This window comes from Mycolicibacterium nivoides, from assembly GCF_003855255.1.
Taxonomy (GTDB): domain Bacteria; phylum Actinomycetota; class Actinomycetes; order Mycobacteriales; family Mycobacteriaceae; genus Mycobacterium; species Mycobacterium nivoides.
Map to the genome: position 1 here is coordinate 4677786 of NZ_CP034072.1, position 18466 is coordinate 4696251.

Below are 18466 nucleotides of genomic sequence, written 5' to 3' on the forward strand. Positions count from 1 at the left end.
ACCGGGAAATGACACATCTGTGATTACACACGTGTTAGCTGCCGGGGTCAAGCGCCAGGGCGCGAATTCATACCATCTCGTAATGTCAAATCGGCGCGTCGCGACATCGGCGTGTCCTGCCCGTGACGACGTCGTTTCCATCCGCGAGCCTGGAACGCCTAGGGTCGGACGTTGTGAAGATCACCGTTCTGGTCGGCGGCGTCGGAGGCGCCCGGTTTTTGCTGGGGGTGCAGCACCTGTTGGGTCTCGGGCAGTTTGCCGGGAGCGACAGCAAGCACGAACTCACAGCGATCGTGAACGTCGGCGACGACGCCTGGATGCACGGAGTCCGGATCTGCCCGGACCTCGATACCTGCATGTACACCCTGGGCGGCGGTATCGACCCCGAGCGCGGTTGGGGCCACAAGGATGAGACCTGGCACGCCAAGGAAGAACTGGCCGCATACGGTGTGCAACCCGACTGGTTCGGTCTGGGCGACCGGGACCTCGCCACCCATCTGGTCCGCACCCAGATGCTGCGCGCCGGCTACCCGCTGTCGCAGGTCACCGAGGCGCTGTGTAAGCGCTGGTCACCCGGGGCGCAGCTGTTGCCCGTCACCGACGACCGCAGTGAGACCCACGTGGTGATCACCGACCCCGCCGACGGCGAACGCCGAGCCATCCATTTCCAGGAGTGGTGGGTGCGCTACCGCGCGCAGGTGCCCTCGCACAGCTTTGCGTTCGTCGGTGCGGAACAGGCAACCGCGGCGCCGGGCGTCGCCGAGGCCATCGCCGATGCCGACGTGGTGTTGCTGGCGCCGTCAAATCCGGTCGTGAGCATCGGACCGATCCTGCAGATCCCGGGAGTCCGGGGCGCACTGCGCTCGACCGAGGCGCCGGTGATCGGCTACTCCCCTATCATCAACGGAAAACCGTTGCGCGGCATGGCAGATGAGTGCCTCTCCATCATCGGTGTGGAGTCCACCTCACAGGCCGTCGGTCAGCACTTCGGCGCCCGGTCGGGCACCGGCATCCTGGACGGCTGGCTGGTACACGAAGGCGATGACGCCGAGATCGAGGGCGTGAAGGTGCGCGCCGTGCCACTGCTGATGACCGACCCGCCCACCACCGCCGAGATGGTGCGCGCCGGTCTGGATCTCGCAGGAGTCCCGTTGTGACCACCGACGCGAACACCGAGCACGGGTCCGCCGGCCGCGTCGAGATTCTGCCGGTACCAGGTCTTCCCGAGTTCCGGCCCGGGGATGACCTGGCCACCGCGCTGGCCGAGGCCGCGCCATGGCTGCGCGACGGGGACGTACTTGTCATCACCAGCAAGATCGTGTCGAAGTGCGAAGGCCGCATCGTCACCGCCCCTTCCGATCCGGAAGAGCGGGATACCTTGCGGCGCAAGCTTATCGATTCCGAAGCGGTCCGGGTACTGGCTCGCAAGGGCCGGACGCTGATCACCGAGAACGCAATCGGCCTGGTCCAGGCCGCCGCCGGAGTCGACGGGTCGAACGTCGACTCCAATGAATTGGCGCTACTGCCGGTGGATCCCGACGGGAGCGCTCGGGTCCTGCGCGAACGCCTGCGTGAGCGACTCGGCATCAACCTCGCCGTCGTGATCACCGACACCATGGGCCGCGCCTGGCGCAACGGCCAAGCCGATTTCGCGATCGGTGCGTCCGGGCTCACCGTCCTGCACGGATACGCCGGCGCACGCGACCGGCACGGTAACGAACTTCTGGTCACCGAGGTGGCGGTGGCCGACGAGATCGCTGCGGCAGCCGATCTGGTGAAGGGCAAGCTCACCGCGATCCCCGTCGCGGTGGTGCGTGGGCTGGAGCTGACCGACGACGGATCGAACGCCCGCACGCTGCTGCGCTCCGGCGAGGACGACCTGTTCTGGCTCGGTACCGCCGAGGCAATCGAGATGGGGCGCAACCAAGCTCAGCTCCTGCGTCGCTCGGTGCGCACGTTCTCCCACGAGCCGGTGGACCACGCGCTCATCGAAGCTGCCGTCAGCGAGGCACTCACCGCGCCCGCCCCGCATCACACCCGTCCGGTGCGCTTCGTCTGGGTGCAGGACAACGCCACCCGCACCCGGCTGCTGGACCGGATGAAGGATCGGTGGCGGACCGATCTCACCGGGGACGGCCGGGACCCGGAGTCCGTGGAGCGGCGCGTGAACCGCGGTCAGATCCTGTACGACGCTCCGGAACTGGTGATTCCGTTCCTGGTTCCCGACGGCGCCCACAGCTATCCCGACGAGGCCCGTACCCAGGCCGAGCACACCATGTTCACCGTCGCGGTGGGCGCCGCGGTGCAGGCCCTGCTGGTGGCGCTGGCGGTACGCGACGTGGGCAGCTGCTGGATCGGCTCGACCATCTTCGCCGGTGACCTGGTGCGTGCCGAGCTCGACCTTCCCCCCGATTGGGAGCCGTTGGGCGCCATCGCGATCGGTCATGCCGCCGATCCGCAACCGCCGCGCGACCCGGTGCCCACCGACGGCCTGCTGGTCGTGAAGTGAGCGCCGAGAGCCTGCACGCCTCCGCCGTCGAGATGCTGACGCATTGGCAGACGGCCGATCCCGGTCAGGACACCCTGCGGCACGCGGTGCTGTCGTTCCTGGCCGCCCGTCCCGATGCGTGCCTGCGCGCGTGCGTGCCCGGCCACATCACCGCGTCGGCACTGGTCGTCGATCACACCGGGACCCAGACGTTGCTCACCCTGCATCCCCGCTTCGGCCGCTGGCTGCAGCTCGGCGGCCACTGTGAGGAATCGGATTCCGACATGGCTTCGGCGGCACTGCGCGAGGCCACCGAGGAGTCCGGCATCGCCGGATTGACCATCGACCCGCAACTGGCGGCGCTGCACGTACATCCGGTGACCTGCTCACTGGGCGTGCCGACCCGCCACCTCGATATGCAGTTTGTGGTGCGGGCCCCGGCAGGCGCCGAGATCGCCTGCAGTGACGAGTCTTTGGACCTGCGCTGGTGGCCCCTGGATGCGCTGCCCGATGGCACCGACTTCGGCCTTCAACAACTCGCCGACTCTGTCACCGGGACCGTCTAGTCTGGGCCGGTGAACCCGGAGCGCAGGACCATCGTCATCACCGGCGCCAGTGACGGCGTCGGTGCCGCGGCCGCCCGCCAGTTGAGTCGGCGCGGCGACAATGTCGTGGTGGTGGGCCGGTCACCCGGCAAGACCGCGGCGGTGGCCGGTGCGCTGGGCGCCGACTACCTCGTCGCCGACTTCGCCGAACTCGGCCAGGTCCGCGACCTGGCCGCCCACTTGCTGGATCGGTATCCGCGCATCGACGTGCTGGCCAACAACGCCGGCGGCATCATGAGCGGAACCCGGCAGGTGACCGTCGACGGCTTCGAGAAGACCTTCCAGGTCAACCATCTGGCCCCGTTCCTGCTGACCACCCTGCTGCTGGATCGCCTGATCGCGGCCAGGGCATCGGTGATCAACACCTCCAGCGTCGGCAACCGGTTGTTCGGCCACATCGACATCACCGACCTGAACCACGAACGCGGGTTCAAGGCGCAGAAAGCCTACGGCGACGCGAAGCTGGCCAACATCCTGTTCACCAAGGAACTGCACCGCCGTCACCACTCGGACGGGATCTCCACGGCGGCATTCCACCCGGGTTCGGTGGCCTCGAACTTCGGCGCCGAGGCCAACAATCCCGCCCTGGAACTCCTCTACCGCACACCTCTGAAGAAGCTCATCCTGATCAGCCCGGACAAAGGGGCAGATCAGTTGGTATGGCTGGCCACGTCGACCCCGGGCACCGACTGGACCTCCGGACAGTACTACGCCCGGCGCAAGCCTGGTCGGCCGAACAAGCAGGCCAACGATCCTGTTCTGGCACAGCAACTCTGGGACCGCAGCCGGGAGATGGTCGGCGCCTAGCCCGGGGCCTGGGTGCAGTACGCCCGGCGGGCAGCCCGCAGCGCAACCGCGGTCTGCTGCGGTGTGGCCGCGTACTGGCCGGACATCTGGTCGATCACCGCTTGGGCGGGTGTCCCCGTGTAGAGCAGGCGGCACATCTCACGGCCCACCAGCAGCAACTGGTCGTCATCGCCGGGAAAGACCCCGCGCGTGGCCTTGAGGTAATTGGTGTCCTCCGCGGTCAGCGGTATCGGCCAGGCCGCCGCCTGAGGGGCGGTGACCCCAAAAAGCGTCCCCAGCACCATCGCCGCCGCGATCGACGCCGACACATTGCGCCGCAACCCGTTGAACAGTCTGTTGAACATGGCCCCTCCCCTTTCGCCGAATGAAGCCTAAGGCTCGATGGGGGCCGGCAAACACACTTTTATCAACGCCGAGACGACGCCTTTTGACCGCATTTCCGCCAATTCTCGTCAGAAAGCGTAGTTTCGGCGCAGCAGCCGGACCTCAGACGTCGGTGGAGTACCGGATACCGCCATCGGGAATGGTCACCCCGGGCCACACCCTGGCGCCGCGCAACAGCTCGCAGCGGGCACCGATGTCGGCCCCGTCGCCGATCACGCCGTCGCGGATCAGTGCCCGCGGGCCGATGCGGGCGCCGAAGCCGATGATCGAACGTTCAATCACCGCACCGGCTTCCACGCGCACCCCGTCGAAGATCACCGCGCCGTCGAGGCGTGCGCCGGCACCGATCTCGGCGCCGCGGCCCACCACGGTGCCCCCGATCAGCAGGGCACCAGGCGCAACCGCCGCACCTTCGTGGACCAGGGACTCGCCGCGACGGCCGTTGAGCGCCGGCGACGGTGCGATGCCACGGACCAGATCGGCCGACCCGCGCACGAAATCGTCTGGCGTGCCCATGTCCCGCCAGTACGAGGCGTCGACGTACCCGCACATCTTCAGTCCGCGGGAGAGCACCTCGGGGAAGATCTCGCGTTCGACCGACAGGGCCCGGCCGCGCGGGATCTGGTCGATGACGTTGCGGTTGAACACATAACAGCCCGCGTTGATCTGGTCGGTCGGCGGATCCTGGGTCTTCTCCAGGAACGCCGTCACGAGACCGTCGGCATCGGTGGGCACGCAACCGAACGCACGCGGATCACTGACGCGCACCAGGTGCAGCGTGACGTCGGCCTGGTGGGTGTCATGCGATTCGAGCACCGCGCCGAGGTCAGCGGCCGACAGCACGTCGCCGTTGAACACCATGGCCGTGTCGTAGCGCAGCTTGTCCGCCACGTTGGCGATGGCGCCGCCGGTACCGAGTGCCTCGGTCTCGGTGACGTACTCGATCTCGAGCCCGAGATCGGAGCCGTTGCCGAACGCCTCCTCGAAAACCTCGGCCTTGTACGAGGTGCCCATCACCACATGCTTGATGCCGGCAACGGAGATTCGCGCCAGCAGATGGGTCAGGAACGGAACGCCGGCGGTCGGCAGCATCGGCTTGGGCGCCGAGAGGGTCAACGGCCGGAGCCTGGTGCCTCGTCCACCGACGAGGACGACAGCGTCCACCTCCGCGGGATTGATCACGTCAGTGCCCTTTCGCCTGTTTACGTCGAGAACTACCGACCACCAGGCCCGCACGTGCTGCCAGCGCGCCCCGAATTGTCCACCGTAACGGCGCCTGCCAGGGCGCCGAGTATCGATCAGCCAAAAAAGTGTAGGTACTGCGGTGATGGGCGGCCAAGTTGCGCGCCGGATCGCGGCCCGTGGAATGCCCCTTGTCGTGGAGCACCTCAGCCGACGGCACGTAGACGTTCTGCCAGCCGGCCTGGGCGATCCGGTCGCCGAGGTCGACGTCTTCCATATACATGAAGTAGCGCTCGTCGAATCCGCCGACGGCGTCGAAGGCGGCCCGGCGCATCAGCAGGCACGAACCGGACAGCCAGCCGACCTCGCGCTCACTGGGCTCCTGACGGTCCTGGCGGTAGGCCGCGGTCCACGGATTCGATTTCCAGAACGGGCCGACGACGGCGTGCATGCCGCCACGGACCAGGCTGGGCTGATGGCGCGCCGACGGGTAGACCGAACCGTCGGGATCGCGGACCAATGGCCCGAGAGCACCGGCCGCCGGCCACCGCTGGGCCGCGTCGAGCAGCAGGTCGATCGACCCTGGCCCCCATTGCACGTCCGGGTTGGCGACGATAAAAAATTCCGAGCACTCCGCATCCGATATCTGCTCGGCGCCGCGGTTGACCGCGCTGCCGTAACCGAGGTTGCTGCCGGTACGGATCAGGCGCACGTTGGGGTAACGCTTTTCCGCTCGTTCAGGTGCCCCGTCGGTCGATCCGTTGTCGGCCATGATGACGGTCACCGGCCGGTCGGTGGCCAGGGCGAGCGAGGACAGGAAACGGTCCAGATGTGGCCCCGGCGAGTACGTCACCGTCACCACCACGAGCGGGCGGGCCGCATCCTCAGTCACGGCGTAGAGGGTAGCGGGCCGGACGGGCACTCTTTTCCAACCGCTGCCGCCAGGGCTTCTCGCCAATCCCGCAGCGGGGTCAGGCCCGCCTCGGCGGACCGGAGCGCCGACAGCACGGTGTAGGCCGGACGCGGTGCGGGCCGCGGGTGACGGCTGCTGTCGACCGGGCGGACCCGTTGTGGATCGGCACCGACAGCCGCGAAGGTCTCCCGCGCCTGGTCGAACCGGCTGGCCGACCCGGCGTTGGCGGCATGCAAAACGCCGGGCCGCACACCGCCGTCGGCGATCTGCAGCAACGCCGCGACCAGGTCACCGGTATAGGTAGGCGACCCGACCTGGTCGGCGACCACATCGACCGGGCCCTCCCCGGCGGCCAGCCGGCGCATGGTCGCCACGAAGTCGGTTCCGTCTCCGCCGCGGTACACCCAGGCGGTTCGGACGACGTAGGCGTCGGGTTTGGCGGCCAGCACCGCCTGTTCCCCGGCGAGTTTGGTCCGGCCGTAGACGTTGACCGGTCCGGTCTGGTCATCGATCTCATATGGGGTGCGACGTTGCGCGGAGGCGCCGAACACGTAGTCCGTGGAGATGTGCACCAGGCCGGCGCCGGCCTGCGCACACACCGCGGCGAGGTTGCCGGGACCGACGGCGTTGACGGCGCGGGCCCTGTCCTGGTCCGTCTCCGCAGTGTCGACCTGCGTGTATGCCGCGCAGTTGATCACCACGTCGCCGGGCTCGACGAACCCGCGCACCGTGTCAACGTTGGTGATATCACATTCCGCCGAGGTCAGGGCCAGCACGTCACGACCCTCGACACGGGCCTGATCAGCCAATACTCGGCCGACCATGCCGCCACCCCCGGTGATCACAATCCGTTGCGCCATGCGCCGAGTCTGGCACGCCGGTCTGCGTTACCCGGCTCACGTCCGAGCCGCAAGTAGCCTGGGCACGTGCCTTTCCCTGTCCTTCGCTCCCTCGCTGTCGCCACGGCGTCGGCCGTGGTGCTCGGAACCGGGGTGGCCTGGAGCCAGATCCGCTCCTTCGAATCCGGCATCAACCACATCAGCTCGGCGGCCCTCGGTGGTGGCGGCGAGGATGGTGCCATCGACATCCTGCTGGTCGGTATGGACAGTCGTACCGACGCCCACGGCAACCCGTTGTCGGCCGAAGAGTTGGAGACCCTGCGCGCCGGCGACGATGTCTCGACCAATACCGACACCATCATCCTGATCCGCATCCCCAACAACGGGAAGTCGGCCACAGCCATCTCCATCCCCCGCGACTCGTACGTCGAAGCACCGGGCTGGGGAAAGATGAAGATCAACGGCGTGTTCGGCGACGTCAAACTCGACCGGATGAAGCAGCTCGTCGAGGTCGAGGGTGAAGATCCCGCCGTGGCCGAGCCCAAGGCCACCGAGGCGGCCCGCGAGGAGCTGATCCAGACCGTCGCCTCGTTGACCGGCGTCACGGTCGACCACTACGCCGAAATCGGACTCCTCGGCTTCGCGCTGATCACCGACGCCCTGGGCGGCGTCAACGTCTGCCTCAAAGATGCAGTCTACGAACCCCTTTCGGGTGCAGATTTCCCGGCCGGCTGGCAGAAGCTCAACGGCCCGCAGGCGCTGAGCTTCGTTCGGCAACGCCATGACCTGCCGCGCGGGGACCTCGACCGGGTGACCCGCCAGCAGTCGGTGATGGCGTCGCTGGCCCACGAGGTGATCTCCAGCAAGACGCTGTCCAGCCCAGGCACGCTGGGGCGGCTGCAGGATGCCGTGCAGCGCTCCGTGGTGATCTCCGACGGCTGGGACATCATGAATTTCGTCGAGCAGCTGCAGAAGCTGGCGGCCGGCAGCGTCGCGTTCGCCACCATCCCGATCCTGCGCGAGGACGGCTGGAGCGACGACGGTATGCAGAGCGTGGTCCGGGTGGATCCCGACGAGGTCCACCAATGGGTGTCGAGCCTGCTGCAGGACCAGGACGCGGGCAAGACCGAACAGCTCAGCTATTCACCGGAGAACACCACCGTCGAGGTGGTCAACGGCACCGACATCAACGGCCTGGCGGCCGCGGTGTCGCAGGTGCTGAGCAACAAGGGGTTCCTGCCCGGCACCACCGGCAACCATGAGGGTGCCCCGCCGGTGTCCAGCCAGGTGCTGGCCGCCAAGAGCGACGACCTCGGCGCCCAGGCGGTGGCGAAGGACCTCGGCGGATTGCCGGTGAACGAGGATTCGTCGTTGCCGCCCGGCGCGGTGCGGGTGGTCCTGGCGGCGGATTACACCGGACCCGGCTCCGACGGCATGGATCCGTCCGCGGGCATCGTGGATCCGGCTTCGGTCGGCGACACCTACAGCGACACCGGCGAGCAGAGTCCGCCGCCACCGCCGTCGCCGATCCTCAACGCGGGTTCGGACGATCCCAAGTGTGTGAACTGATCGCCCTCGAGTAGAACGAGGCTATGAGCACAGTCAGCGCTGCCGTCCTGGATCCGTTGTTGGCAGCGGACCCGGCCGGGCCACGGATCACCTATTACGACGACGCCACCGGTGAGCGGATCGAGCTGTCGACGGTGACCATGGCCAACTGGGCCGCCAAGACCGCCAACCTCTTGCGCGACGAGATGGGGACCGGCCCGGGCACGCGGGTGGCGGTGCTGCTGCCCGCGCACTGGCAGACCGCGGCGGTGTTGTTCGGAATCTGGTGGATCGGCGCCGAGGTGGTTCTGGACGGGGAGGCCGACACCGCCCTGTGCACCCGGGATCGCCTCGATGAGGCCGACGACGCGGTTTCCGGCGGCGAGGTCGCGGTGCTGTCGCTGGACCCGTTCGGCAAGCCGGCCCCGGACCTGCCCATCGGCGTCACGGACTACGCCACCGCGGTACGGGTGCACGGCGACCAGATCGTGCCCGAGCGTGTTCCCGGCCCGGCCCTGGCCGGGCAGTCGGTCGCCGAAGTGCTGGAAGCTTCCCGGAATGCCGCGGCCGCACAGGGTTTCACCGCCGACGACCGCGTGTTGTCCACCGCGGGCTGGGCCACCCCCGACGAGCTCATCTCGAATCTGGTCGCGGTGTTCGCCGCCGGGGCGTCACTCGTCCAGGTGGCCAATCCCGATGCGGGCGCACAGGAACGGCGTCGCACGACGGAGAAGGTCACCCGCGGCTAGCCTCTTTCGCCGACCAGACAGAAAACTGCCCCTTTTCGCATGAAAAGGGGCAGTTTTCTGTCTGCTCGCGGAACTACTTGAGCAGGGCGCGGCTCATGACCACGCGCTGAATCTGGTTGGTGCCCTCGTAGATCTGGGTGATCTTGGCGTCACGCATCATCCGCTCGACCGGGAAGTCCACGGTGTAGCCCGCGCCACCGAACAGCTGCACCGCGTCGGTGGTGACCTCCATGGCCACATCGGAGGCGAAGCACTTGCTCGCCGCCGAGATGAACCCGAGGTTGGTCTCGCCACGCTCGGCGCGCGCCGCGGCGTGGTAGACCATCAGGCGCGCAGCTTCCAGCTTCATCGCCATGTCGGCCAGCATGAACTGCACGGCCTGGAAATCAGCGATGGCCGTACCGAATTGCTTGCGGTCCTTGGTGTAGGCGATCGCCGCGTCCAGCGCACCCTGGGCAACGCCGACTGCCTGCGCGCCGATGGTCGGGCGGGTGTGATCCAGGGTCGCCAGTGCGGTTTTGAAACCGGTCCCCGGCTCACCGATGATCCGGTCGCCCGGGATCCGGCAGTTCTCGAAGTACAGCTCGGTGGTCGGGCTGCCCTTGATGCCGAGCTTGCGTTCCTTGGGGCCGACGCTGAAGCCCTCGTCGTCCTTGTGCACGATGAACGCCGAGATGCCGTTGGCGCCCTTGTCGGGGTCGGTCACCGCCATCACGGTGTACCAGGTCGACTTGCCGCCGTTGGTGATCCAGCACTTGGTGCCGTTGAGGATCCAGTCATCGCCATCGGCCTTGGCGCGGGTACGCATGCCCGCCGCATCCGAGCCGGCCTCACGCTCGGACAGCGCGTAGGAGGCCATCGCCTCACCGGAGGCCAGCGATGGCAGCACCTGCTTCTTCAGCTCATCGGAGCCGCGCAGGATCAGGCCCATCGTGCCCAGCTTGTTGACCGCCGGGATCAGTGAGGCCGAGCAGTCCACCCGGGCCACTTCCTCGATCACGATGCAGGCCGCGACCGAGTCGGCACCCTGGCCGCCGTACTCCTCGGGGACGTGCACCGCGTTGAAACCCGAGGCGTTCAGCGCCTGCAGGGCTTCCTCCGGGAACCGGGCGTTCTCGTCGACGTCGGCAGCGTGCGGGGCGATTTCCTTCTCCGCCAGCGCCCGGATCGCCGCCCGAAGCTCCTGGTGCTCCTCAGGCAACTGAAACAAATCGAAAGATGGGTTACCGCCCCAGCCAGCCATGATCTTCTCCCTAGCTTTCAGCTCTCGGCTCTCTTGGATCAATCGTTGCGCGGACTGCACATCGAGTACATCGCCCTGCTACTTTTGGTACTCAGTACCATAGCATCGGCACTCAGTCCCACGGAAGGTGCATCATGCCCGACCTGCCAAGCACTCGTGAGCGTCTGGTGAGCGCGGCATTCGAACTGTTCGAAGAACGCGGGTACGAAGCCACCAGCGTCGATGACATCGCGGCACGGGCGCGGGTCGGACGCACCACCGCGTTTCGTCAGTTCGGATCGAAAGAGGCGTTGATCTTTCCCGATCACGAGGCGTTGCTGCGCCGCGCCGACGAGAGATTGTCGGCGGTGCCGCCCGAAACGCTCCCCGCCGAGGTCATCGCGGTGGCGACAACCTCGGTCTTCGAGAACTACCTCGCCGAGGGTGAGCGTGCGCGGACGCGGTATCGGCTCACCCGCTCGGTACCTGCCCTGCGCGACTTCGAAACAGCCGTGGTGTCCCGGTATGTCCGGCTGTTCACCAAACACCTGCGGAGCGCGCCGACCGAGGATTGGACGGCGGACCTGCGCGCCGAACTGTTCGCCAACGCCGTGGTCGTTGCACACAACCATGTTCTGCGCCGGTGGCTGCGCGGCGACGTGGCCAACCCACGGTCCGACCTGGCCCAGGCGCTGGCCGCGACATGGCCGATCTACCGGGGCGGCACTGGCCGCACCGCGGTTGTGGTGATGTCGACCGATGAACCGATCGAGTCGCTGACCCCCCGCATTCGCGAGCTGATCGGCGATTGACTCAGCCGTCGCCCAACAGGCGATCGCGCAGCGCCGCGTCCTTCTTCAACACCATGGTTTCCAGGTCTGCCTGGAATTTCACCATCCGGTCCCGCAACGCGGTATCGGATGAACCGAGGATCCGCACAGCCAGCAGGCCCGCATTACGCGCTCCACCAATGGAAACCGTGGCCACCGGCACCCCGGCGGGCATCTGCACGATCGACAGCAAGGAGTCCATGCCGTCCAACCGGGCCAGCGGTACCGGAACTCCGATGACCGGAAGCGGCGTGGCCGACGCCACCATGCCGGGCAGATGTGCGGCTCCTCCCGCTCCGGCGATGATCACCTCGATACCCCGGTCCGCCGCGGTCTTGGCGTAGTCGAGCATGCGCTGCGGGGTCCGGTGCGCGGAGACCACACCGACCTCGAACGGCACCTCGAACTCGGCGAGCGCGGTGGCCGCATCGGACATCACCGACCAGTCGCTGTCGCTGCCCATGATCAGGCCGACCCTGGCATTAGTTCCCGGCATGCTCATCCCATCCGTCGGTCCACTCGCCGTGTGACAACCAGTGCGCTGCCCGCACCGCACGCTCGCGAAGTTCGTCCATGTCCGTGCCGATGATGTTGACGTGCCCGAGCTTGCGCCCGGCCCGTTCACCCTTGCCGTACAGGTGCACCTTCGCGTCGGGAATCCGAGCGAAGAGGTGGTGCATCCTCTCGTCCATCGACATCGTCGGCGTCTGCGGCGCCCCGAGCACGTTGGCCATCACGGCAGCAGGCGCGATGGCCGAGGTGTCGCCGAGCGGGTAGTCCAGGACCGCCCGCAGATGCTGCTCGAACTGGCTGGTGACCGCGCCGTCCATGGTCCAGTGCCCGGAGTTGTGCGGACGCATGGCCAGCTCGTTGACCAGCAGCTTGCCGTCGGCCGTCTCGAACAGCTCGACCGCGAGCACCCCGACCACGCCCAGCTCGTTGGCCACCCGCAGGCCGAGTTCCTGTGCGGCCGAGCCGAGTTCGTCGGACAGTCCGGGCGCCGGGGCGTACACCTCGACGCAGATGCCGTCGCGCTGCACGGTTTCGACCACAGGCCACGCCGCACCCTGTCCGAACGGCGAGCGGGCCACCAGCGCGGCGAGCTCCCGGCGCATCGCGACGCGCTCCTCGGCCAGCACCGCCACCCCGTCAGCCAGGTAGCCGGCCACCACCTCGCGTGCGGAGTCGAGGTCGTCGGCCATGACCACGCCCTTGCCGTCGTACCCGCCACGCACGGTCTTGATCACCACGGGACCGTCGATCTGCCGCACGAATTCCTCGACGTCGGCGACCGAGGTGATCTCTGCGAAGCGCGGCACCGGGGCACCCAGGCTGTGCAGCTTGCGGCGCATCAGCAGCTTGTCCTGGGCATGCACCAACGCCTGCGGCGGCGGGTTGACCGTGACCCCTTCGGCCACGAGCGTCTCCAGGTGTTCGGTGGGCACGTGCTCGTGGTCGAACGTCAACGCCGTCGCCCCGTCCGCCGCCCGGCGCAGCGCGTCCAGGTCGGTGTGGGAGCCGATGACGACGTCGGGAGTCACCTGTGCGGCGGATTCGTCGGGCCCGGCGGACAGCACCCGCAGGGTCTGCCCGAGCGCGATGGCTGCCTGGTGCGTCATCCTCGCGAGCTGGCCGCCGCCGATCATCGCCACCACAGGAGGTTTCTTGGGAGTTGTCGGCACGCCCTCTATGGTGTCATGCGCGGATTCATGTCCTCGTCGTGACCGACTCATTGACCTGCGGTTAAGGTACGGCGTCCGCAGCGATGCGGCATCGGGCGGCGCATTTACGTACACTGCCTAGCTGTGTCCTTCGCCGATGCGACAATCGCTCGATTGCCGCGATTCGTCCGTCCCTACGCCGAGCGGCATCACGAACTGATCAAGTTCGCGATCGTCGGCGCGACGACGTTTGTCATCGATTCGGCGATCTTCTACACCCTCAAACTCACGGTGCTGGAGCCCAAGCCGGTCACCGCCAAGATCATCGCCGGCATCGTCGCGGTCATCGCCTCCTACATTCTCAACCGGGAATGGAGCTTCCAGAATCGCGGCGGCCGCGAGCGCCACCACGAGGCCCTGCTGTTCTTCGCGTTCAGCGGCGTGGGTGTGATGCTGTCGATGCTGCCGCTGTACTTCTCCAGCTATGTGCTGGGGCTCCGGGTTCCCGAGGTTTCGCTCACAGTCGAGAACATCGCCGACTTCATCTCGGCCTACATCCTCGGCAATCTGCTGCAGATGGCGTTCCGGTTCTGGGCGTTCCGCCGCTGGGTGTTCCCCGACGAGTTCACCGACAAGCCCGATCTGGCTCTCGAGTCCACGCTCACCGGCGGCGGCTTCGCCGAGGCGTTCGAGGATCACGCCGAGCGCAAGGCCGCCAACGTGACGCCGCTACGCCGGCCGAGCCGCCGTTCGAAGGCGCGTCAGCTCGGTGATTCTTCGGACCCCAGGGTGTCGAAGACTTCGTGATACCGCGGGGGTGACCCCACACGAAACGATGGGCCGGTTCAACGACGGTCGAGCCGCGCGAAGCGGGTTTCCGCGCCAGCAGCAAGATGGCTGCGGCGATCGGAATTACCAGTAGTGCACCGACGGTTGGCCGACGGCGTTGTTGTGCGCCGCCCGACCCACCGCCGTTGGTGACGAATCGTTTTCAGGTTCAAGCACCGGAACCTCCAGCACCTAGGCGAAGTGCGCCGTCAGTCCCGCATCGTTCCGGTCAGTTCTTGAAGGCGTCCTTGACCTTCTCGCCGGCCTGCTTGAGATTGCCCTTGGCCTGGTCCTTCTGTCCCTCTGCCTGGGTGTCCCTGTCGCCGGTGGCCTCCCCGACCTTCTCCTTGGCCTTCCCAGCCACTTCTTCGACCTTGTTCTTGGCCTTGTCTACGGCGCTCATGTGTTTCTCCCGTTTTTTGCGCTGGCCGTGCCGCGGACTCGCGACACGTAATGACGCAGCGTGCGAACGTTATTCGTCACGCTGCCACCACGGGATACCCATCCCGGCAATGTCTAACCACACCCTCGGGAGATCGGCGAGGACCATCGCGGTTTCGCGACTGGTCAATGCGGGTATGTCAGGGCGACACGAAGTTGAGCCATGCCGTCGGCGGCCGCAGTCATTAGCACTGGACCGCTACCCCGGCGGCGCACCCAAGTGCATTGGGGGCCAGTCCTATCCGCCTTGGTCAACCGGCACCCGGCACCCCGTCGCGCTCGGCAACGGATGCTGCGCGATGGGTGTCGAAAACCTCGATGACAACATCGCGGTCGCGGTAGCTCCCGATCGAAATGAGCCCCGGCGTCGCCGCGATGACCCTGTTGGCCTGATCACCGGTGTGCGGATAGTCGGCCACCTCGTGACGCCAGTGTGCCGCTATCACGGTCGCACCGCGGGCCAACTGCGGACACTCGCGGCGGAGCAGCCCGGCCAGCAACTCCTCCTCCAGGTAGTACGCCACTTCCGAGAGCACCAGCAGGTCGAAAGGTCCTGGAGGCCAAGGGTCGTCGAGCGATCCACGCACCAGAGTGACACGATCGCGCGGCCCGTCCCGGTCGCCATCGGCACGCAGTCGCACGTCGGCGATGTCCAGAGCGGCCCCCGCCACATCCATCGCGGTGACGTGATCGCAGCGCTCGGCGAGCATCGCCGTGAGAGTGCCGATCGAGCAACCCGGCTCGAAGGCATGCCGATAGCGCCGCTGCGGCAGCATTGCCAGCGTGATCGCGTACTTGCGTTGCTCATACCAGCGGGTGGCCAGTCGCCACGGGTCCGCCGAGGTCGCGTACATACGGTCGAAGTACGAGTCGGGCAGGCGCTCTGTCACCGGAACACCATCTCCCCGACCGCGAGCAGCCGAGGCAACACGAACGGCGGCAGTACCGGGTGCACACCCGGTGCCGATGGAAGGAACTGGCTGCGGAAGCATTGCGCGGCAGCTTGTTTACGCCCCACGGCGGAGGCCGTCAACGGCACCATGAGCGCCCGATCCCAGGGCACCGCGGAGTCTCCGGGCGTCGCCCAGTGCCACATCCAGACCGGGTACTCCAGCAGAACCGCCGCGGTGCGGTGCGCAGCCGCGGCAGCAGCCCGCCCAACCGCCTCGTGATCGGGATGCCCGTCGCCGCGCCACGTCGTTGCACACCAGGTGCCAGGCGGGCACTCCTCGAGTATCCCGGTCAGCAGATCTGCCAGCGAGTCTTGGTGGCCGGCGAGTTCACCGTCGGGCAATGCGAGGCTGATCGGCTCCCCCACACCGAGAATCCTTGCGGCCTTTCTCAACTCGGCGCTTCGGGTGCGCTCCAGCCGGATTCGGTCGAAGGGCGTGAGACCCTCATGGGCGGCCCCGCCGTCACTGACGGACACCACTCGGACCTCGATCCCCCGCTCCGCCAGCAGCGCCATGGTCGCCCCGAAGCCGAGGGTCTCGTCGTCGGGATGCGGTGCGACCACCACCAGGGCGGGACATGTCGTGAGGTCCAGCTCACCGAACGATCGGTCCCAGGTCGTCCAGGCGTGACCCGGGGTGCCACCGCAGCTCAGCGGGCGTGACCCGAACCGCGCTGCGTTGCCGCACGGTTCAGCGGGCTCTGCGGCTGTCATCGGCGCTCCCCCGCCAGTTTGCCGAGCGCGGCGAGGTCGCGCTCGGCATGGCTCTGCCGCACGTAGATCGTCAGATCCGCGACGCGACGTGCGTGTTGGGCATCCTGGCACAGCGGCGCGGGCCCGAGTGCGCGGCCCGTGCGGGTAATCGCCGCATCCACAGCGGTTTCGGCGACGGCGCGGGTTCGCCGGGCGAGTAACTGGGCGGACCGGGAGCGATCGAAAGGGTCAGCGTCGGTCGCCTCGGCCGCCGCGACCAGCATCGCTTCGGCCGCCGCGATCGCGGCGTCGACGGCACCGAGGTGGGCCAGTACGTGCGCATCAGCTGCTCCGCGGGCGGCGCGGTCATACAGCGGTGCGGCGACTGCGCGCGCAGCACCGACCCAACACGCCGCGACGCCGATCGCACCGTGCCAGAACCCGGGGCGATCCAGATAGTCACCGGGACTACCGACGGACACCGCGGGCGCGCCGCTGAATTGGACCGAGCGGGTATCGCTGGCCGCCATGCCCGGATTCCTCCAGGTGCTGGGCAACGGGCGCACCCCTTTGCCGCTCGTCTCCACCGCGTACAGCGCGCGTCGGCCGTCGTCGAGGCGGGCCGTCACCAACGCGTGTGTGCAGAGGCCCGCTCCCGAGCACCACGCCTTGGTGCCCGACAGTTTCACCGTGCCTGTTTCACCGCTTCCGGTGGTGTGCGCATTGAGGACGGCGTTCGGATCTTCGGCGGCCCACACCGCCCACAGCTGGCCTGGCGCAGGCGGTTTGGCACCCAGCTCGTCGAGGATCGCGACGGCGTCGACGTGAGCTTCCGCAAGTCGCCCGGCGACGACGTCGATCTCCGTCAGCTCCGCAAGCCGTTGCCAACGCCGCACCGTCGCACCTGAGCCCGGCAGCGGCAGGTCCAACCGGCCCGACTCCAGCCAGCTCCGAACCAAACCGGCCGTCATGCGGAATCCCTTTCGGCCGAACGAAATACCGACCGCGACACATCGCGGAGGTAGCCTGCGAAGCCGCCGGGCGCCCGGCCGTTTCTGCGCGCTGAGGTGGTCACCGACAGCGTCGAGTCCCGTTCTATCCGGTAGCCGGCGGTCTCGAACCTTTCGACCAACTCGACGTCCTCGCCGGTGGCCAGGGGGCGGAAACCCCCGAGCGTCCAGTACACGTCGGCACGAAAACCCATGTTGGCGCCATGGATGTGGTTGTGCCCCTTGGGTCCCCGCGCACCCGACTCGTAGGAACGCATGTAGTGCCGGACGAGCGCGACGGGGTGATGCCGCCAGTCGGTCACCCGCACCACGCCCAGCACCATGGCGGCCGCCGACGCGGTCTGCCGAAGCAGCCAGTCGGGATCCACCTGGCTGTCGGCGTCGGTGGTGGCGTACCAGGCGCGGGAGTCGTCGACGTGGTTGCACAGCGAGCGTGCATAGGCGAAACCGGCGGCCCGGCTCGCGCCGACGTTGCCCGCCTCCACGCTGACGAAGTGAACGTCGTGACCGAACTCGCCCACCAGCTCGGCGCTGCCGTCGTCACAGGAATCCAGGACGACGACGGTCAGCACCGGCATCGGGCAACAGGCCGCGGCCGTGGTCACCGCACGCAGGCAGCGGGGCAGAAGCGCCGCTTCATTGTGGGCCGGAATGACGATGATTGCCTGATCAAAGGCGGTCGCCAAGTGGTTCACCCGTGCTGTCATGGCTGATAGATAGCCATTTTCACCGGATTTCACACCCGCTGCCGCGGTGAGACCGCTACGCCGGCCGAACCGCCGGGCGCAGGCGCGTCAGCTCGGCGACTCTTCAGACCCCAGGGTGTCGAAGACTTCGTGATACAGCAGTGAATGCACCTGCTCCACGCGCGGAATATCGTGGAATTCCAGAGGATCCTGCGACGCCGATTCGATGATCAGCGTGCCGGTGCGCATCAGCCGGTCGGTCAGCCCGTGGCGGAATTCGACGCTGTTGATCCGCGCGAGCGGGATGTCGATGCCCGAGCGGGTCAGTACCCCGTGCCGGAACATCACCCGCCGGTCGGTGATGACGAAGTGCGTGGTCCACCAGTTGAGGAACGGCCAGACCGTCAGCCAACCGACCACGACTAGCCAAATCGCCCCGATCACGATGAACAGCACGTTCTTGGCGGTGGCCTGCCAGTCCATGGTGTTGACCACGGCGGCGACGAACGCCGATGCCGCGGTCGTCAGGACGAGGACGAGGACCGCACCGATCAGACGTTTCCAGTGCGGATGCCGGTGCAACACCACCTGCTCGTCGTTTGCCAGCACATTCTCCGGGTACCCCACG

21 protein-coding genes are annotated in these 18466 nt (G+C 67.5%); 8 read left to right on the forward strand and 13 right to left on the reverse strand.

Annotated elements, in window-relative coordinates; all coding sequences use genetic code 11:
* The first annotated feature begins 173 nt into the window (after positions 1-173).
* The 4 genes from cofD to EH231_RS22735 are packed head-to-tail and all read left to right on the forward strand — an operon-like array spanning position 174 to position 3900.
* Positions 174-1157 carry a 2-phospho-L-lactate transferase gene (gene cofD, locus EH231_RS22720; RefSeq protein ID WP_090432689.1) on the forward strand — a complete coding sequence of 328 codons (984 nt, stop codon included), beginning with the start codon at positions 174-176 and terminating at the stop codon, positions 1155-1157.
* Positions 1154-2509: a coenzyme F420-0:L-glutamate ligase gene (locus EH231_RS22725; protein ID WP_124713386.1), complete on the forward strand. Its 1356-nt coding sequence runs from the start codon at positions 1154-1156 to the stop codon at positions 2507-2509. The genes cofD and EH231_RS22725 overlap by 4 nt, the downstream gene beginning before the upstream one ends.
* A gap of 32 nt (positions 2510-2541) precedes the next feature.
* Positions 2542-3054, forward strand: coding sequence for an NUDIX hydrolase (locus tag EH231_RS22730; protein ID WP_090432945.1), 513 nt, complete (start codon positions 2542-2544; stop codon positions 3052-3054).
* A gap of 9 nt (positions 3055-3063) precedes the next feature.
* Positions 3064-3900 carry an SDR family NAD(P)-dependent oxidoreductase gene (locus EH231_RS22735; protein WP_124713387.1) on the forward strand — a complete coding sequence of 279 codons (837 nt, stop codon included), beginning with the start codon at positions 3064-3066 and terminating at the stop codon, positions 3898-3900.
* Here EH231_RS22735 and EH231_RS22740 read toward each other — a convergent pair.
* From EH231_RS22740 to rfbD, 4 genes are all read right to left on the reverse strand, one after another.
* Positions 3897-4244, reverse strand: coding sequence for a DUF732 domain-containing protein (locus EH231_RS22740; RefSeq protein ID WP_124713388.1), 348 nt, complete (start codon positions 4242-4244; stop codon positions 3897-3899). The genes EH231_RS22735 and EH231_RS22740 overlap by 4 nt on opposite strands.
* Before the next feature lie 142 nt (positions 4245-4386).
* Positions 4387-5466: a mannose-1-phosphate guanylyltransferase ManB gene (gene manB / locus EH231_RS22745; protein ID WP_090432682.1), complete on the reverse strand. Its 1080-nt coding sequence runs from the start codon at positions 5464-5466 to the stop codon at positions 4387-4389.
* 1 nt (position 5467) lies between these two features.
* The gene (locus EH231_RS22750) at positions 5468-6358 is read right to left on the reverse strand and encodes a glycosyltransferase family 2 protein (RefSeq protein ID WP_164480986.1); all 891 of its coding nucleotides are present in this window, start codon (positions 6356-6358) and stop codon (positions 5468-5470) included.
* Entirely contained in the window at positions 6355-7239 is an 885-nt protein-coding gene (gene rfbD, locus EH231_RS22755; RefSeq protein WP_124713389.1) for a dTDP-4-dehydrorhamnose reductase, read from the reverse strand. The genes EH231_RS22750 and rfbD overlap by 4 nt, the downstream gene beginning before the upstream one ends.
* Before the next feature lie 66 nt (positions 7240-7305).
* Here rfbD and EH231_RS22760 point away from each other — a divergent pair, with 66 nt between their 5' ends.
* Both EH231_RS22760 and EH231_RS22765 read left to right on the forward strand, forming a co-directional pair.
* Entirely contained in the window at positions 7306-8787 is a 1482-nt protein-coding gene (locus tag EH231_RS22760; protein WP_090432677.1) for an LCP family protein, read from the forward strand.
* Positions 8788-8810: 23 nt separating this feature from the next.
* Positions 8811-9515 carry a TIGR03089 family protein gene (locus tag EH231_RS22765; RefSeq protein WP_124713390.1) on the forward strand — a complete coding sequence of 235 codons (705 nt, stop codon included), beginning with the start codon at positions 8811-8813 and terminating at the stop codon, positions 9513-9515.
* Between the two features lie 73 nt (positions 9516-9588).
* Here the strand turns inward: EH231_RS22765 and EH231_RS22770 are convergent, their stop codons facing one another.
* Positions 9589-10758 carry an acyl-CoA dehydrogenase gene (locus EH231_RS22770; protein ID WP_090432673.1) on the reverse strand — a complete coding sequence of 390 codons (1170 nt, stop codon included), beginning with the start codon at positions 10756-10758 and terminating at the stop codon, positions 9589-9591.
* 134 nt (positions 10759-10892) lie between these two features.
* Between EH231_RS22770 and EH231_RS22775 the strand changes: the two genes are divergently transcribed.
* Positions 10893-11549: a TetR/AcrR family transcriptional regulator gene (locus EH231_RS22775; protein ID WP_090432671.1), complete on the forward strand. Its 657-nt coding sequence runs from the start codon at positions 10893-10895 to the stop codon at positions 11547-11549.
* Position 11550: 1 nt separating this feature from the next.
* On the opposite strand, the gene purE is transcribed toward EH231_RS22775, so the two are convergent.
* Entirely contained in the window at positions 11551-12063 is a 513-nt protein-coding gene (gene purE / locus EH231_RS22780; protein ID WP_164480987.1) for a 5-(carboxyamino)imidazole ribonucleotide mutase, read from the reverse strand.
* Complete coding sequence (locus EH231_RS22785; RefSeq protein WP_206429606.1) at positions 12050-13300, reverse strand: 5-(carboxyamino)imidazole ribonucleotide synthase; 1251 nt, start codon at positions 13298-13300, stop codon at positions 12050-12052. Before EH231_RS22785 ends, purE begins: the two co-directional genes overlap by 14 nt.
* A 72-nt stretch (positions 13301-13372) precedes the next feature.
* On the opposite strand from EH231_RS22785, the gene EH231_RS22790 reads away from it, so the two are divergent.
* Positions 13373-14035 carry a GtrA family protein gene (locus EH231_RS22790; RefSeq protein WP_090432669.1) on the forward strand — a complete coding sequence of 221 codons (663 nt, stop codon included), beginning with the start codon at positions 13373-13375 and terminating at the stop codon, positions 14033-14035.
* Positions 14036-14285: 250 nt separating this feature from the next.
* Here EH231_RS22790 and EH231_RS22795 read toward each other — a convergent pair whose 3' ends face one another.
* The 6 genes from EH231_RS22795 to EH231_RS22825 all read right to left on the reverse strand — a co-directional run bounded on the left by EH231_RS22795 (position 14286) and on the right by EH231_RS22825 (position 18465).
* Positions 14286-14459, reverse strand: a complete 174-nt coding sequence (locus EH231_RS22795) for a CsbD family protein (RefSeq protein WP_124713391.1) — start codon at positions 14457-14459, stop codon at positions 14286-14288.
* A gap of 289 nt (positions 14460-14748) precedes the next feature.
* A complete protein-coding gene (locus tag EH231_RS22800; protein WP_241177791.1) occupies positions 14749-15387 on the reverse strand; it encodes an SAM-dependent methyltransferase in 639 nt (212 codons plus the stop codon).
* Positions 15384-16163 carry a PIG-L deacetylase family protein gene (locus EH231_RS22805; protein ID WP_090432663.1) on the reverse strand — a complete coding sequence of 260 codons (780 nt, stop codon included), beginning with the start codon at positions 16161-16163 and terminating at the stop codon, positions 15384-15386. Before EH231_RS22805 ends, EH231_RS22800 begins: the two co-directional genes overlap by 4 nt.
* Positions 16160-17113 carry an acyl-CoA dehydrogenase family protein gene (locus EH231_RS22810; protein ID WP_090432661.1) on the reverse strand — a complete coding sequence of 318 codons (954 nt, stop codon included), beginning with the start codon at positions 17111-17113 and terminating at the stop codon, positions 16160-16162. Before EH231_RS22810 ends, EH231_RS22805 begins: the two co-directional genes overlap by 4 nt.
* Positions 17110-17859 (reverse strand): glycosyltransferase family 2 protein, encoded by a 750-nt coding sequence (locus EH231_RS22815; protein ID WP_090432659.1) that lies wholly within the window; start codon positions 17857-17859, stop codon positions 17110-17112. Before EH231_RS22815 ends, EH231_RS22810 begins: the two co-directional genes overlap by 4 nt.
* 87 nt (positions 17860-17946) lie before the next feature.
* Positions 17947-18465, reverse strand: coding sequence for a PH domain-containing protein (locus tag EH231_RS22825; RefSeq protein WP_090432657.1), 519 nt, complete (start codon positions 18463-18465; stop codon positions 17947-17949).
* Position 18466 lies beyond the last annotated feature (1 nt).

Excerpts from the sequence above, each read along its gene's own strand:
- EH231_RS22730 (WP_090432945.1), top strand. The coding sequence starts at position 2,542 with ATGCTGACGCATTGGCAGACGGCCGATCCCGGTCAGGACACCCTGCGG.
- EH231_RS22740 (WP_124713388.1), bottom strand. The coding sequence starts at position 4,244 with ATGTTCAACAGACTGTTCAACGGGTTGCGGCGCAATGTGTCGGCGTCG.
- rfbD (WP_124713389.1), bottom strand. The coding sequence starts at position 7,239 with ATGGCGCAACGGATTGTGATCACCGGGGGTGGCGGCATGGTCGGCCGA.
- EH231_RS22765 (WP_124713390.1), top strand. The coding sequence starts at position 8,811 with ATGAGCACAGTCAGCGCTGCCGTCCTGGATCCGTTGTTGGCAGCGGAC.
- EH231_RS22770 (WP_090432673.1), bottom strand. The coding sequence starts at position 10,758 with ATGGCTGGCTGGGGCGGTAACCCATCTTTCGATTTGTTTCAGTTGCCT.
- EH231_RS22775 (WP_090432671.1), top strand. The coding sequence starts at position 10,893 with ATGCCCGACCTGCCAAGCACTCGTGAGCGTCTGGTGAGCGCGGCATTC.
- purE (WP_164480987.1), bottom strand. The coding sequence starts at position 12,063 with ATGCCGGGAACTAATGCCAGGGTCGGCCTGATCATGGGCAGCGACAGC.
- EH231_RS22785 (WP_206429606.1), bottom strand. The coding sequence starts at position 13,300 with ATGAGTCGGTCACGACGAGGACATGAATCCGCGCATGACACCATAGAG.
- EH231_RS22795 (WP_124713391.1), bottom strand. The coding sequence starts at position 14,459 with ATGAGCGCCGTAGACAAGGCCAAGAACAAGGTCGAAGAAGTGGCTGGG.
- EH231_RS22805 (WP_090432663.1), bottom strand. The coding sequence starts at position 16,163 with ATGACAGCCGCAGAGCCCGCTGAACCGTGCGGCAACGCAGCGCGGTTC.
- EH231_RS22810 (WP_090432661.1), bottom strand. The coding sequence starts at position 17,113 with ATGACGGCCGGTTTGGTTCGGAGCTGGCTGGAGTCGGGCCGGTTGGAC.
- EH231_RS22815 (WP_090432659.1), bottom strand. The coding sequence starts at position 17,859 with ATGACAGCACGGGTGAACCACTTGGCGACCGCCTTTGATCAGGCAATC.